Origin of the sequence: Chitinilyticum piscinae (assembly GCF_015223195.1) — a bacterium.
In the GTDB taxonomy this organism is placed as follows: domain Bacteria; phylum Pseudomonadota; class Gammaproteobacteria; order Burkholderiales; family Chitinibacteraceae; genus Chitinilyticum; species Chitinilyticum piscinae.
Map to the genome: position 1 here is coordinate 387,337 of NZ_JADFUA010000003.1, position 13,752 is coordinate 401,088.

Consider the following 13,752-nt stretch of genomic DNA (forward strand, 5'->3'; position numbering starts at 1 on the left):
TTTTGGGTAAGAATGGACGGCATTATGCCTGATTGCAGCGAGGAAACCGCATGCTCGACACGTATCTCCCCCTGTTGCTGACCTACCTCACTTATCTGGGCAGCGGCATTGCCCTGCTGGTGGTGTTCTCGGTGATCTATGCCTGGGTCACGCCGATTGACGAGCTGAAGCTGATCCGCGAAGGCTGCACGGCAGCCGCGCTCTCGTATGGCGGCGCGCTGATCGGCTTCTCGCTGACCATTGCCTCCAGCGCCTGGCATGTGAACAAGCTGGAATATTTCCTGATGTGGGGCGGGCTGGCGATGATCGCGCAAATCGTCGTGCACATCGTACTGGGCCGCTGCGTGAAGGGCATGGCGCAAGCCCTGATCGAAAACAACATCGCCGTCGGCGCCTTCGCCGGCAGCGTCTCGCTGGCCGTTGGCATCATCAACGCCGGCTCGCTGTCGTGATCCGCAGCACCATCAGCTGCGGGCTGCTGTTGGCACTACTGCTGCTGGCCCCTGCAGCCAGCGCGGGCATGTACAAATGCAAGAACAGCGACGGCAGTTTCAGCTACGGCGACCAGCCCTGTACCGGCACGGCGCGGGAACAGAGCACCACGGTCAAGGCAGCACCCGCCCCCGTGGCGAAACCGGCGCCGGCCAGTAGCACTGCCGGCACCAAGCGCAACGGCAATGTCGAGTACTGTGACTTTCTTGACCGCCAACTGTATTCACTGGAGGAAGCCGAAGCCATGGCGATTTCAGATGGCATGTACGGAAATAAGAAAGGCAGCTACGCCGAATTCAAGCGCTACGAAGAGAACAAGCTGTACGTTGAAGGCGAGCGCAATAGGCTGAATAAAGAGCGAAAATTTCATAATTGCTCCGGTAATTAAGCCGGTTTAACACGAAGAGGAACTCACCATGGGTCTCGGTTCTTTCATCAAGAAACAGTTTATCGACATCCTGGAATGGCAGGAGGATCAGGACGGCGTGCTGGCCTGGCGCTATCCGATGGCCGACAACGAAATCCAGTATGGCGGCAGCCTCACCGTGCGCGAATCGCAGGCCGCGGTGTTCGTCAATGAAGGCAAGGTGGCCGACGTGTTCCCGGCCGGCATGCACAAGCTGACCACGCAAACCCTGCCGGTACTCACCTACCTGAAGAACTGGGACAAGCTGTTCCAGTCGCCTTTCAAATCGGACGTGTATTTCTTCAGCACCCGCGTGCAGCTCGGCCGCAAGTGGGGCACACCGCAGCCGATTACCATCCGCGATGCGGATTTCGGCATGGTGCGCATGCGCGCCTTCGGCATTTACTCGTACAAGATCGCCGACCCGAAACTGTTCTACACCGAAATCAGCGGCACGCGCGAGACTTACACCCGTGACGAAGTCGAGCAGCAACTGCGCAATCTGGTGATTTCCACCATGACCAGCGCACTGGGATCCAGCGGCGTACCTTTCATCGACATGGCCGGCAACCAGGGCCTGATGGGCGAGAAGATCAAGGAAGCGCTGGTCCCGGTGTTTGCCAAATACGGCCTGCTGCTGGACAACTTTGCCGTCGAAAACGTCTCGCTGCCGGAAGAACTGCAAAAGGCGCTCGACACCCGGATCAGCATGGGCATGATCGGCAATATGCAGACCTACACGCAATACCAGGCTGCCAACGCGATTCCGCTCGCGGCACAGAACGAAGGCGGCATGGCCGGCGTCGGTGCCAGCATGGCCGCCGGCATCGGCATGGGTCAGGTGATGGCCAATGCGATGAATACCGCGCTGAACCCCGCGGCGGCCCAGCAGCCGGTAGCCCCGGCAGCAGCCGGCATCGTAATGGGCGCTGACGGTGGCGTCGGTGTCGGCATGGTCGCCGGCGCTGCGCCTGCAGCAACTCCGGCTGCCCCGGCGGGGGATGATCCGCAGGCCAAGCTGGCCAAGCTCAAAGGCCTGCTCGACGCCGGCCTGATCAGCCAGGCCGATTACGACACGGCCAAGGCTGAAGTGCTGAAGAAACTGCTGGGCTGAACCCAATGGGTATTTCCCTGTAGCCAAATAATTAAAAAGGCTACAGGGAAATACCCTGTAATCTATCGACAAGACACCCGCCATGTACCGTACCGCCTGCCCCAGTTGTGGCGCCGAAGTGCTGTTCCGCTCGACGATCTCGACGATCGCCGTGTGCGAGTACTGCCAGAGCACCGTGCTGCGCGATGCCAATGAAGTAAAAGACATCGGCAAGATCGGCCGCGTGCTCGAAGATTATTCGCCGATCCAGATCGGCACCTCGGGCACCTTTGCCAAGCGCAACTTCACCGTGGTCGGCCGCATCCAGCTGCATTACGAGGCCGGGCTGTGGAACGAATGGTATGTGATGTTCGACGACGGCAGCGGCGGCTGGCTGGCCGATGCGTCGGGGCAGTACATGTTCACGCTGGACATCGGTCCGGCGAAAAATGCCACGCCTTTCGAGCAGATGCGCCCGGAATTCCGCTACGAGCACGCCGGGCGCAGCTTCATCGCCACCGATGTGCGCACGGCACGCTGTGTCGGCGGACAGGGCGAGCTGCCCTTTGTCGTCGGCGAGGGCTACGAGGCGAAGGTGGTTGACTGCCGCTCGGGCGACCGTTTCCTGACCATCGACTATTCCGATGCCACGCCCAGACTCTACGCCGGCTCGGCAGTGGTGCTGGACGAATTGAGCTGCCAGCTGCTGCGCGACGGCGAACAAATCCTGCAGAGCGCCGGCAAGCTCAAGGGCGCGAACAATGTGCTGGACTGCCCGAACTGCGGCAGCCCGCTCAACTACAAGGCCGGGGTCGCCACCCAGATCGTCTGCCCGTCGTGTCACAGCGAAGTGGATTGCTCGGGCGATCGCGCCACGGTGCTGGCCAAGCATGAGGATGCGCAGCGCTACCATGCCTCGCTCGACATCGGCGACAAGGCCACGATCGAAGGCGACAACTGGTGGACCATCATCGGCCTGATCGAGCTGGAGGAAGTCGGCGACGCGGATTCGGCGTGGAGCGAATACCTGCTGTATCACGCCAAGAAAGGCTTCAAATGGCTGGTGGAAACCAGTGACGGCTGGTTCGAAGCGACGGTGCTCGACAAATGGCCGGAGAGCTGGAGCGAAAACTCCGTCACACTCAACAAGGAACAATACCGCAAGCTCTACCCGACCTATGATGCCCGCGTGACCTACGCGGCCGGCGCGTTCAACTGGCGGGTCAAGGTGGGGGACATCACCACCTACCGCGAGTACGAACGCAACGGCTTGCGGCTCTCGAAGGAAAGCACCCTCAGCGAGATCAACTGGAGCCAGTCCAGGAAGCTCACCCGCGAACTGGTGGCACAATGGTTCGGCAAGAAAGAAGTCGTCTCGACCCACTACCAGGGCAGCAACGCGGCTGGCAGCGAAACTGACGCCAGCACGATGAAGGGCATGGCCACGCTGGCAACCATTTTCCTCTTCCTGCTGAACATCCCGATTCTGCTGTTCGGCGCGTTTACCTTTTCGGGCCTGATCTGGATGGGCCTGGCCTGGTGGCTGCTGCAGCTGCCGCTGAAATTCAACAAGGACGAATAAGTCATGGGTCGCGGACTGTACAAGGCCTACTGCATTGCCATTGTGTCGCTGTGCACGCTCTTCAACATGAGCTCGTGCAGCAGCTCTGGCTCCAGCGGCAGCCGGGGCTGGGGCAGCGGTTTTTCCTCGGGTGGCTGGAGCTCGGGCGGAGGCCACAAGTAAGTGGATGCACCGCTGGGCCGGCATCTGATTGCCGATTTCCATGGCTGTGATGCCGCACTGCTGGCTGACCCGCAGTACATCGCCGCCGCGCTGGAGGCTGCGGCCCTGGCCGGACGTGCCACAGTGCTGCAGCGCCATTTCCATCATTTCGGCCCGCAGCAGGGCGTGACCGGCATGCTGCTGCTGATGGAATCCCACATCAGCATTCACAGCTGGCCGGAGCATGGCTACGCGGCCATTGACCTGTTCATGTGCGGGCAGGCCGAAAGCGATGCGGCACTGGACGAGCTCATCCGTCAGCTCCAGCCCTTGCGCACCAGTCTGCAGCGTATACTGCGGGGATCTTCCCGCTTGGTGGCCAGCACCGGCCCCGACGAGCATGAGTGACATTCCCGAAATCAGCGCAATCGAAGACCTGCTCTATCAGCATCCTCTGGCTGCCCTGCAGGAATGCCGCCAGCTGCTGAACCGCTGGCGCATCGGCAACAACCCGCAGGGCTTTGTCGAAGCAGCGAGCCTGCTGGCCCTGATCGAAGACCAGATCGGCGACCATGCCGGGGCGCGCAGCGAATTGCTGCAGGCCTTGTCCTGGTGCCGCCAGTTCGGCTTGCAGCGTTTCGAGCCGGTCATTCATGAGCGGCTGGGGCGCGAGTACTACACGGCAGGCGAATTCCGCCTGGCCGCCGAGCACTGGCTCGCCAGCTTCGACCAAAGCCAGCTCGCGGGCAACCAGCCACGTGAACTGGGGCTGGCCTGCATCGGACTGGGGCATTGCTGCTCGGCAATTGGCGAGCTGGCGCTGGCGACCACCTTCCACCGTGAAGCAATGCGCCTGCTGCCGCCGCTGCAGCAGACCTACCTGACGGCCAAAGCCGCCATCAGTCTCGGCTGGGATCTGCGTTGCAGCGGGGCCGCGGCAGAAGCCAGCGCAATCCTGAAAAATGCCCTCGCCTTATGCCAGCAGACCGGCTTTCTGTTTTTCCAGGCTGAAATCCTGCTGCGGCTGGCCGAGCTGGCGGTCGACCAGGAAGAATTCGCCGAAGCCGAACAGCTGGCGGAAGACGGGCTGGCAATGCTGGTGCGATCACCCTCGCACTGGTGCGAAGCCAAACTGCTGGGCTTGCTGGCGACGCTGCATCTGCGCGACGACAATCTGCAGCTGGCCCTGAATCTGGTCCAGCATGGTCTGCGCATCGCCGAAGCCGACCGCATGACCTATGTCGAGGCCGAGCTGTGCCAGATCGCCGCGCGGATCGGTCAGGCACAGGGTCAACCCGCACTATCCCAGCTCTATCTGGAACGCGCCGGGCATCTGCAGCAAGCCAATTCCGGCAACTGGCAAGCCGAACCGGAACTGCTTAATGCGCTGCATGCGCGCGCTAGCCAGATACCCGCATAGCCATAAGGCCAAAGCCAACATCAATAAAGGGCCACCATGACATACCCCGACTATTCTTCAGGGGGCATGGCTACCACGGTGATCATCACATCGTCATCCCCGACAACCACCACCTGCCCGGGGCGGATCTTGCAGGTCTTGCGCAGCTCCTGTACGCCATCAACCTTGACCACCCCCGAGGCCACCATCAGCTTGCCGGCTCCCCCGGTATCGACCACGCCCGTGATCTTCAGCAGATCATTGAGGGCGATGTACTCCTGATCCAGCTCGACTTCAAATGCTTGCATTGTGCTTGTCCTGCCTGATTCATACAGGCAGGCAGCATAGCAGCGCACGCCTTGGCCCGCATGAAAACCTTGCCGCCCCCCAACAGCTTGCCACGGCGGACTGTGTGCCGGCGGCAACAGTCGCACTCATGGCGTGATGGCCGCCGGCAGCCGGCAAACCGCAGCAACTCAGGCTTCGCGACGCGGTGTAGTCAACATTACCGAAATCTAACTTTCTTATTTTCAATCATGCACTTGCACCGCACTTGCCGAAAGCTCAAGAATAGGCTGCGGACAGGCTCCGCATACAACAAGCAAAGCAAAACACAATTGGAGGAGTACCGAATGACCACTCGTTTCACCCGTGGGCGCACCCTGCTGTCGCTCACACTATCGAGTCTGTTGCTTTCGGCGCTGGCGCACGCGGCACCGGTCTGGCAGGAAGGCAGCACCTACAGCGCAGGCACCGTCGTCAGCTATAGCGGCCACGACTACAAGGCTCTGGTTACCCACACCGCCTATGTTGGCGCCGGCTGGACACCCAACAGCACACCGACACTTTGGCAGGATCTTGGTGCCAGCTCCGTGACCGGCACACCGGTGCCCACACCAACCGCGCCCCCCTCGCCGACGGCGACACCGACCGCAACACCGACGCCGGCAGTCACCCCCACCGTGATCCCAACGTCGTCCGGAAATTGCTACACGGCCTGGAATCCGGCGACCGCTTACAACGGCGGAGCAACCGTGAGCTTCAATGGTCACAACTACAGTGCCAAGTGGTGGACGCAGGGTGATGACCCGAGCAAATCGACCGAATGGGGCGTGTGGAAAGATCTGGGCAACTGTTCGGGCGGCGGCAATACCCCGACGCCGACAGCCACCCCGACGCCGACCGTGACACCAACTGCAACACCCACCCCCACGGCAACGCCCACGCCTACCGGCACGCCGACGCCGACGGCCACGCCCACCCCCGTGGTGACTCCGACCGTGACCCCGACACCAACCGGCACCAGTGACGGCCTGCCCAAGCACGTACTCGTCGGGTATCTGCACGCCAGCTTTGCCAACGGGTCAGGTTACATCCGCATGAGCGATGTGTCGGACAAGTGGGACATCATCAACCTGTCGTTTGCCGAGCCGACCTCGTCGACCTCCGGCCAGGTTGCGTTCAAGATGTGCTCGGTTGCCGAATGCCCGAATGTGGAATCGGAAGCCGAGTTCATCGCGGCGATCAAGGCCAAGCAGGCACAAGGCAAGAAGGTGCAGATCTCTATCGGTGGCGCCAACGGCCAGGTTCGTCTGGAAAATGCCGCAGCGGTGACCAGCTTCGTCAATTCGGTTTCCGCCATCATCGACAAATATGGTCTGGATGGTCTGGACGTCGATTTCGAGGGCCACTCGCTGCAGCTCAACCCCGGTGACAATGATCTGGCCAACCCGACCACTCCGGTCGTGGTGAACCTGATCAGCGCGCTGAAGCAGCTGAAGGCGAAGTACGGCAGCAAGTTCACGCTGACCATGGCACCGGAAACCTTCTTCGTGCAACTGGGCTACAGCTTCTACGGTGGCAATTGCGCAGGGTGCGACACCCGTGCCGGCGCCTACCTGCCGGTGATTTACGCCATGCGCAACGACCTGACCCTGCTGCACGTGCAGGACTACAACTCCGGGCCGATCACCGGGCTGGACAACAGCTATCACACCATGGGCAACGCGGACTTCCACGTCGCCATGACCGACATGCTGCTGACCGGCTTCAAGGTGGCTGGCACCAACTTCCAGTTCCCGGCACTGCGTCAGGAGCAGATTGCCATCGGCCTGCCGGCCAACGGCAATGCCGGCGGCGGCTTCACCAGCGTCGCCGACGTGCAAACGGCTCTGGATTGCCTGATGAAGGGCACCGGCTGCGGCAACTACAAGCCGCATGCCGTCTACCCGAACCTGCGCGGCCTGATGACCTGGTCGGTGAACTGGGACAAGTTCAACAATTTTGAATTCAGCACCCAGCACCGCGCCTACTTCGACAAGCTGGCCAAGTAAGCCGGCAGTGCCGTAACTAGACCAGAAGTAAAACACACGGGCAGCCCCTGCGGGCTGCCCGTTCTGTACTGCCTGGTTGCCATTTACTGTTTGCGTTCGAACACCCAGACGCCCGCCTGCAATTCGGGTGGCAGCACCAGCCGGCTTAGCTCGGGGACTTCGCCCCAGACAAACGCGGTCTGCGCCTCGTATTCGCGCCAGTTACCCGTGATAAAGCGCGAGCGGCTACCGATCACGATATAAGTCTCGACACAGCGCTGACGGAACAGTTGTTTTTCGAAGACGTTGCCCGAAGGCGGCCAGCAGCAGATCATCACCTGCGGCTGGAAGCGCTGCACGGCGGCAAGCGCATCCAGTTTCTGCACCAACTCGGGGTAATTCACCGCGCCCTGCCAGCTGTAATCATCGCTCGCGGTGACGTCCGTGCCGGCGGCAGTCAGAAAACGACTCAGCGTGCCATCTCCTGCGGCGATTTCCAAGGTGCGGCGCCCCGCAATCAGTGCGGCCAGTCCGGCGATCAGCTCGCGGCTGTAGAAACACCAGATCCCGCGCTTTTCCACCAGCGGCATCAGCAGCCGCTTCTGCCCGATCAGCGGCCAGATCAGCCGGAATGTCCGCAGCGATACGGGCTTGCGCACCAGATCGCGCTCGAAAAACAGCTTTTGTGCCAGCAGGCCATTCCACAGATTGAAGCGCACCTTGCCCCTGGTCACGCCGGTGGCGGCCGAAAACGCATATTGCCGCAGCGCCAGTTCGGTCAGGCGTAGCCGCACCTGCTGGCTGGCAAATAGTGCGAACGCCCGGCCATCACGCTCTCCGCGCAGAAAGCGCTCTCCGGCCTGCTGCTGGTGCGAGGCGCGCTCGATCAGCGCCTTGAGTTCCGCCGGATCCCGGCGCGAGAACACCTGCGCAAGCTCGTCTTCCACTGCCAGCCAGTCTTCCGGGCAAGCTTCAGCCAGTGCGGTCAGCCCCGGCTGCGACTGCAACAGAGCAAGCTTCTGCTCGCCGCTCAGGAAAGGTGGAGAAACCGAGGAGGAAGGCATGGTAGTTCGTTCCAGACCAGAGCCGGCCATACTAGCGTATGGCCGGTGCAGCGCGACAGAACCGCCTTCAGCTTTCCTGTGATTTGCCGCCAAAGAAACGCTTGATCGCGGCGATCAGTGCAATGGCAGCAACACCGATGAGCTTGATTGATTTGGCCAGAAATGCGCCGATGATTGCCAGTAGACCCATTTTCTTGGCGGCCACGCCGCCGACCAGCGCCGCCAGGCCATACTCGGCGACCTTGTCATTACTGGCATCAAAATCCTCATAGCGCTTGCCACTATTGAACTCCAGTGCGCCCAGTAACTGCTTGGCCACCGGTTTCTCGGCCTCGACCGTGCTCATCCCCGTCACCAGATTCATACTGATATAGCCTTCGCGGCCAAGGGCGTAGGTGTTGTAGTTCACGCCCTGCTCTTCGCCAGCCGGTGCATTCTTGTTGCGCGTGTTGGCCGACCAGACCAGTCGGTGGCTGCCCGTGTCATAACCGGGTTTTTCCACCCAGCCGATCACTTCGAACTCGGGAATCCCGCGCTCCTTGCGCACCTTGTTGCCTTCTTCCGTCCCCTCCTTGAGGCTGGTCAGCAGTTCTTCGGCATTCCAGTCGCGTGCATCGTCATCCTTGATGTAGCCCGATGCCTCGTAGCTGACATCGATGAACCAGTTGGCCTTGTCATTTTCGGGAAGAATCATGCCCAGCAAATCGTTGCCGGGCGTATTGCCCATGGCGTCGAGCAGGGCTAACGCCTGCGCCTTGGGGACAAAGGCATACCCGGCAGGCAGCTTGAGTCTGGCCTGATCAATCAGGGTGACCTCAGCCGGTCCGCGCTGGGCGGCGGCATACGCGGCCTTGAAGGCGCTCTCGACATCCTGGGCATGCCCCACTCCCAGCAGCAGGCCCAGACAGCCTGCGGCAAACAGCCTCATCATTCCCATACAATACCTTTCATATTTTTGAATTGGAAATGACATTCTTCGCCTGCTTAATAGCCCCTGTCAAACGATCCGCAAGCACCGCGGTGAGCTGCATTACAGTCGACCGGACTCCTGCAGCCGCTGCCGCAAACAGGCCGGGCACAGGCAGTCTGCGCCGCTATCCAGAGGCAACGCGGCCGGCAACTCCGTGCACCAGCAACGGCCGTCTGCAGCACCCGTCCCGCAATCGAACTCCGCGCTGCAGCGGCTGCAGCGCTTGCGCTCCGGACGGGGAGGCAAAGCCAGCAAACGTTGCCAGACAGCCTGCTGTTCGGCGGCAGTCATCGCAGACCAGGCGCTGATTTCGGCGCTGGTGCGTCGGCAGCCTGTGCACACCCCATCGGCATCCAGCGCGCAGCGCTTGATGCAGGGGGAAGGCACATGCACCAAAGTATCCCAGGTCCCGCTCATGCCGTTAGTCCATTGATTGCCGCTGACACCGCAGATTCTACCCTAGACTGGAAACGCCCCGGCCAAGCCAGTGGAGTTCGACATGCCGCGCCCGCTTCTATGTCTGTTATGCCTTTTCATGGCCCTGCCGGGCACGCCCACCCGCGCGGAAGACCTGGTCATTTATGGCGATGTGGCCTACAGGCCGGTGTCATGGCTGGAAAATGGCGAAAACCGGGGGCTGGCGGTAGCGCTGGTCGAGCACGTCCGCCAAAGCACCGGTCTGGAGCTGCGGCTGGTGCTGCAGCCCTGGAAACGCAGCTATCAGGCCGCACTGGCCGGTGAGGGCGGCATCATCGGACTTTCCCTGACTCGCGAGCGGCAGCAACTCTTTGATTATTCCCCCCTGATCTACGACTCGCAGATTCTGGTCGTGACCCGGCGCGAGCGCCCCGCCTGCGACAAGGGGCCGGCATCCCTGCGGGGACGCAAGGTCGCTGGCCATCTGGGTGTCAGCTATGGCGAGAACATTGATGCAGCGATCCGCGCGGGCGATATCAGCATGACACGCGACGGCAGCCTGGAAGTCCGGGTGCGCAACCTGCTGGCCGGCAACATCGACTGCATCCTGATGTCCTCCGGTCGCAAAGGGCTGGAAGACGTATTGCGCAACAGCCCTGATCTGGACAGGCGCAGCGACGAAATCATCGTGCTGGATCAGCCAATCAATAGCGACCCCCTCTATCTGGCATTCCGCAAGGGCAGCATCAGCCCCCAGACACGCGAGCGCATCTTTGCGGCGCTGGCCCGGTGGAAGCCAGCTGCGCCAAATCAGTAAGCCGTCTGGCTGCGGCTGCCAAATCACGAGGCAACTGCTAGACTGCGCCCTTCACTGCAGTTCACGATGAAGGACGGAGTTATGACCACGCGCGTGCTGACCGGCGTTACCACGACCGGCACCCCCCATCTTGGCAACTATGTCGGGGCGATCCGCCCGGCGATCGAGGCCAGCCGCAAGGCCGATGTGGATGCGTTTTTCTTTCTGGCCGACTACCACGCGCTGATCAAGTGCGATGATCCTGCCCGCATCGAGCGCTCGCGCCTGGAAATCGCCGCAACCTGGCTGGCCGCCGGCCTCGACCCGGAGCGGGTCACTTTCTACCGCCAGAGCGATGTGCCGGAAATCACCGAACTGAACTGGTTGCTGACCTGCGTGACCGCCAAGGGCCAGATGAACCGCGCACATGCCTACAAGGCCAGCACCGACATCAACGAGGCGGCCGGCGAAGACCCCGATCACGGTGTGACCATGGGCCTGTTCTGCTACCCGATCCTGATGGCGGCAGACATCCTGATGTTCAACGCGCACAAGATTCCGGTCGGCCGCGACCAGATCCAGCACATCGAAATGGCGCGTGACGTCGCGGCCCGTTTCAACCACCTGTTCGGCCAGGGGCGCGAGCTGTTCGTGCTGCCCGAAGCGCACATCGAAGAACACGTCGCCACGCTGCCGGGACTGGACGGGCGCAAGATGAGCAAGTCCTACGACAACACCATCCCGCTGTTCGAAGGCGGCAGCAAGTCGCTCAAAGACGCCATCGCCCGCATTGTCACCGACTCGAAACTGCCCGGTGAAGCCAAGGATGCAGACAACTCGCATCTGGTCACCATTTATGAAGCCTTCGCCAGCCGCGACGAGGCGACCGCCTTCCGTGCCGCACTGGCAGGCGGTCTGGGCTGGGGGGAGGCCAAGCAGCAGCTGGTGGCACTGATCGAGCGCGAAATCGCCCCGATGCGCGCCCGCTATGAAGCGCTGATGGCCAATCCCGAACAGATCGAAGCCCTGCTGCAGATCGGTGCACAAAAGGCCCGGGCAATTGCCACGCCCTTCCTGAACGAATTGCGGCACGCCGTCGGCCTGCGCACTTTCCAGCCGGCGGCCAAGCCGGCAGCCAGCGCGCAGAAGAGCAAGGCAGCGTTGCCGTTGTTCAAGCAGTACCGCGAGGCCGATGGCCGTTTCTACTTCAAACTGACCAGCCACGACGGCCAGGTGCTGCTGCAAAGCAATGGTTTTGACAGTGGCCGCGATGCGGGTCAATGGGTTGGCCGACTGAAGCAGGAAGGTGCTGCGGCACTCGCCGACGCCCCGGTGGCACTGGGTGATGCCGTCACTGCCGCGCAGGTTGCCGACGCGCTAGCGGCATTTGCCGAGGAATAATACCCACCACCCCATATCGCCAGATTTCTTTCCCAAAAAGGAACCTGGCGACATACCCTAATCAAGCAAGGCGTACGCAGTCACGTCCTTCAGCCTTGGCCCGGTATAAGGCGCGGTCGGCCGCCCGCAGCAAGGCATCTTCGCAATCCCCGTCCAGCGGATAGCAGGCAATGCCCGCCGAAAACGTCATCCCGCTCAGCTCCCCGTCACTGGCGCGCACCCGCAAACCGGCATAACGCTGCTGCAACTGCTGCACCAGCTCCAGTGCCTGATCGGGCTGGATATCGGCGAGCACCAGACAGAATTCCTCGCCACCATAACGTGCGGTGAAATCGGTGGCACGCAGGCCCGTGCGCAGCACGCCGGCCAGCGCCAGCAGGACTGCATCACCCACAGCGTGGCCATGCCGGTCGTTTACTGCCTTGAAATGATCCAGATCGATCATCACCACACACACCGGATATGCCTGCCGCTGGGCGCGCTGCAATTCGACTGGCAGCGTATCGTGCAGGTAGCGGCGATTGAACAGATAGGTCAGCGGGTCGCGAGTGGCCTGCTCCAGCAGCTGGTGCTGCAAGCTTTCCACCTCGACCATCCGGATCGCCAGTTGCTGGTTGGCCTGCTCCAGGCGCTCCCGGGCCAGCTCGGTTTCCTGGTGCCGGAGTTCAGCCAGATCCCGCTCCCGGGCGAGTGACTGGGCGACCCGTTCCAGCTCGCCAGTCCAGTGACTGAAAAACTGATAGCCCAGAAAGACCATGGCCAGAAACAGCACCGTCAGCACCCAGTACACTGCGATGGTCGAATCGCGCAACTGCTGCGCCGAGTTCTGCCACTCCAGCACGGAATTGGGATGCGCAATACGGGCACTGCCATTGCTGAGGAAGAAGGACAACCAGAGAAAGGCCAGTACGCCGGCGATCACCAGCAGCGAGGTGAGCAGCAAGCGCCATTTCTCCATCATGGCAGGCGGTGGTGGTGGGTATGCCCGGTTACGCCAGCGCATCACCGCATTCGTGCATACCAGCAAGACCGGGCCATTCAGCAGCAGTCCCTGCAGGAATCCGCCCAGCCACCAGCCCTGCCAGATGGCGTAGGCATCGGTTGTGTCCAGCTGGTTGGCGTAACTCCAGATGAAGGAGCCGGTCGCACCGAACACGCTGGCAATGAATAGCAGGGTGATGAAAAAACACCACTGTCCAAAGCCGGCAAATGCAGCAGGCATGCGGATCGCCCGGTAAACGGTCCCCAACACCAGCAAACCCAGCGGATTGGACAAGGCGAACAGCAACGCCCATCCCGGCGGCATCCCGGCATACAGCGCCAGGACGAGGGATGAACAATACGCAGGAATCGCCCCCCAGCTCACGCCGAACCACAGCGTCCAGAGCACGCACAGCAATAAGGGGGGATAGACCGTAATGTAGAAATCCACGCCGCCGAATCGCAGCGGCACACCCGACCAGTGTGACTGGACAACCTGCACGCCCAGGGTAATGCAGGCAATGATGGTCAGTCCCCACCAGAGCCACAGACGCCGGGCGGCTGGATTGCCGACCTGCAGCAAGACGCGCAGCGGCAAGCCCGGGCCAAAGCGGGGAGGCCCGGAAGGAAAGTAGGCAGAGCCGCTCGCGCGACCCGACAGTCTATCGACAGAGGACATGAAACTGGCTGAAATACAA

At 61.7% G+C, this 13,752-nt stretch carries 15 protein-coding genes; 10 read left to right on the plus strand and 5 right to left on the minus strand.

Annotated elements, in window-relative coordinates; translation table 11 throughout:
- The first annotated feature begins 50 nt into the window (after positions 1-50).
- The 7 genes from INR99_RS07740 (at position 51) to INR99_RS07770 (ending at position 5,134) form a co-directional block, all read left to right on the plus strand.
- Positions 51-452 (plus strand): DUF350 domain-containing protein, encoded by a 402-nt coding sequence (locus tag INR99_RS07740; protein ID WP_194115743.1) that lies wholly within the window; start codon positions 51-53, stop codon positions 450-452.
- Positions 449-880, plus strand: coding sequence for a DUF4124 domain-containing protein (locus INR99_RS07745; protein ID WP_194115744.1), 432 nt, complete (start codon positions 449-451; stop codon positions 878-880). Before INR99_RS07740 ends, INR99_RS07745 begins: the two co-directional genes overlap by 4 nt.
- A 28-nt stretch (positions 881-908) precedes the next feature.
- Complete coding sequence (locus INR99_RS07750; protein ID WP_194115745.1) at positions 909-2,012, plus strand: SPFH domain-containing protein; 1,104 nt, start codon at positions 909-911, stop codon at positions 2,010-2,012.
- Between the two features lie 82 nt (positions 2,013-2,094).
- Complete coding sequence (locus INR99_RS07755; RefSeq protein ID WP_194115746.1) at positions 2,095-3,573, plus strand: DUF4178 domain-containing protein; 1,479 nt, start codon at positions 2,095-2,097, stop codon at positions 3,571-3,573.
- Positions 3,574-3,576: 3 nt separating this feature from the next.
- Positions 3,577-3,735, plus strand: a complete 159-nt coding sequence (locus INR99_RS07760) for a hypothetical protein (RefSeq protein ID WP_194115747.1) — start codon at positions 3,577-3,579, stop codon at positions 3,733-3,735.
- Positions 3,736-4,122 (plus strand): adenosylmethionine decarboxylase, encoded by a 387-nt coding sequence (speD, locus tag INR99_RS07765; protein ID WP_194115748.1) that lies wholly within the window; start codon positions 3,736-3,738, stop codon positions 4,120-4,122. It begins immediately after the preceding gene.
- Positions 4,115-5,134 carry an ATP-binding protein gene (locus tag INR99_RS07770; protein ID WP_194115749.1) on the plus strand — a complete coding sequence of 340 codons (1,020 nt, stop codon included), beginning with the start codon at positions 4,115-4,117 and terminating at the stop codon, positions 5,132-5,134. Before speD ends, INR99_RS07770 begins: the two co-directional genes overlap by 8 nt.
- A 50-nt stretch (positions 5,135-5,184) precedes the next feature.
- Here INR99_RS07770 and INR99_RS07775 read toward each other — a convergent pair whose 3' ends face one another.
- Positions 5,185-5,421, minus strand: coding sequence for an RNA-binding S4 domain-containing protein (locus tag INR99_RS07775; RefSeq protein ID WP_194115750.1), 237 nt, complete (start codon positions 5,419-5,421; stop codon positions 5,185-5,187).
- Positions 5,422-5,745: 324 nt separating this feature from the next.
- On the opposite strand from INR99_RS07775, the gene INR99_RS07780 reads away from it, so the two are divergent.
- Positions 5,746-7,446: a chitinase gene (locus tag INR99_RS07780; protein WP_228098144.1), complete on the plus strand. Its 1,701-nt coding sequence runs from the start codon at positions 5,746-5,748 to the stop codon at positions 7,444-7,446.
- A gap of 83 nt (positions 7,447-7,529) precedes the next feature.
- Here INR99_RS07780 and INR99_RS07785 read toward each other — a convergent pair whose 3' ends face one another.
- From INR99_RS07785 to INR99_RS07795, 3 genes are all read right to left on the minus strand, one after another.
- Positions 7,530-8,489 (minus strand): class I SAM-dependent methyltransferase, encoded by a 960-nt coding sequence (locus INR99_RS07785; protein ID WP_194115751.1) that lies wholly within the window; start codon positions 8,487-8,489, stop codon positions 7,530-7,532.
- A gap of 67 nt (positions 8,490-8,556) precedes the next feature.
- Positions 8,557-9,426, minus strand: coding sequence for a DUF2167 domain-containing protein (locus INR99_RS07790; protein WP_194115752.1), 870 nt, complete (start codon positions 9,424-9,426; stop codon positions 8,557-8,559).
- Positions 9,427-9,519: 93 nt separating this feature from the next.
- Positions 9,520-9,876 carry a cysteine-rich CWC family protein gene (locus tag INR99_RS07795; protein WP_194115753.1) on the minus strand — a complete coding sequence of 119 codons (357 nt, stop codon included), beginning with the start codon at positions 9,874-9,876 and terminating at the stop codon, positions 9,520-9,522.
- A gap of 82 nt (positions 9,877-9,958) precedes the next feature.
- Here INR99_RS07795 and INR99_RS07800 point away from each other — a divergent pair, with 82 nt between their 5' ends.
- Both INR99_RS07800 and INR99_RS07805 read left to right on the plus strand, forming a co-directional pair.
- Positions 9,959-10,693, plus strand: coding sequence for a substrate-binding periplasmic protein (locus tag INR99_RS07800; protein WP_194115754.1), 735 nt, complete (start codon positions 9,959-9,961; stop codon positions 10,691-10,693).
- An 81-nt stretch (positions 10,694-10,774) separates the two neighbouring features.
- Entirely contained in the window at positions 10,775-12,073 is a 1,299-nt protein-coding gene (locus tag INR99_RS07805) for a tryptophan--tRNA ligase (protein ID WP_194115817.1), read from the plus strand.
- A 61-nt stretch (positions 12,074-12,134) separates the two neighbouring features.
- Here INR99_RS07805 and INR99_RS07810 read toward each other — a convergent pair whose 3' ends face one another.
- On the minus strand, positions 12,135-13,733 hold the full coding sequence (locus INR99_RS07810; RefSeq protein ID WP_194115755.1) for a GGDEF domain-containing protein: 1,599 nt from the start codon (positions 13,731-13,733) through the stop codon (positions 12,135-12,137).
- Between the last annotated feature and the right edge of the window lie 19 nt (positions 13,734-13,752).

What these genes read in the sequence shown, in the direction of transcription:
- INR99_RS07740 (WP_194115743.1), top strand. Translation starts at nt 51, where the DNA reads ATGCTCGACACGTATCTCCCCCTGTTGCTGACCTACCTCACTTATCTG.
- INR99_RS07750 (WP_194115745.1), top strand. Translation starts at nt 909, where the DNA reads ATGGGTCTCGGTTCTTTCATCAAGAAACAGTTTATCGACATCCTGGAA.
- INR99_RS07755 (WP_194115746.1), top strand. Translation starts at nt 2,095, where the DNA reads ATGTACCGTACCGCCTGCCCCAGTTGTGGCGCCGAAGTGCTGTTCCGC.
- INR99_RS07760 (WP_194115747.1), top strand. Translation starts at nt 3,577, where the DNA reads ATGGGTCGCGGACTGTACAAGGCCTACTGCATTGCCATTGTGTCGCTG.
- INR99_RS07770 (WP_194115749.1), top strand. Translation starts at nt 4,115, where the DNA reads ATGAGTGACATTCCCGAAATCAGCGCAATCGAAGACCTGCTCTATCAG.
- INR99_RS07775 (WP_194115750.1), bottom strand. Translation starts at nt 5,421, where the DNA reads ATGCAAGCATTTGAAGTCGAGCTGGATCAGGAGTACATCGCCCTCAAT.
- INR99_RS07780 (WP_228098144.1), top strand. Translation starts at nt 5,746, where the DNA reads ATGACCACTCGTTTCACCCGTGGGCGCACCCTGCTGTCGCTCACACTA.
- INR99_RS07785 (WP_194115751.1), bottom strand. Translation starts at nt 8,489, where the DNA reads ATGCCTTCCTCCTCGGTTTCTCCACCTTTCCTGAGCGGCGAGCAGAAG.
- INR99_RS07790 (WP_194115752.1), bottom strand. Translation starts at nt 9,426, where the DNA reads ATGGGAATGATGAGGCTGTTTGCCGCAGGCTGTCTGGGCCTGCTGCTG.
- INR99_RS07795 (WP_194115753.1), bottom strand. Translation starts at nt 9,876, where the DNA reads ATGAGCGGGACCTGGGATACTTTGGTGCATGTGCCTTCCCCCTGCATC.
- INR99_RS07800 (WP_194115754.1), top strand. Translation starts at nt 9,959, where the DNA reads ATGCCGCGCCCGCTTCTATGTCTGTTATGCCTTTTCATGGCCCTGCCG.
- INR99_RS07805 (WP_194115817.1), top strand. Translation starts at nt 10,775, where the DNA reads ATGACCACGCGCGTGCTGACCGGCGTTACCACGACCGGCACCCCCCAT.
- INR99_RS07810 (WP_194115755.1), bottom strand. Translation starts at nt 13,733, where the DNA reads ATGTCCTCTGTCGATAGACTGTCGGGTCGCGCGAGCGGCTCTGCCTAC.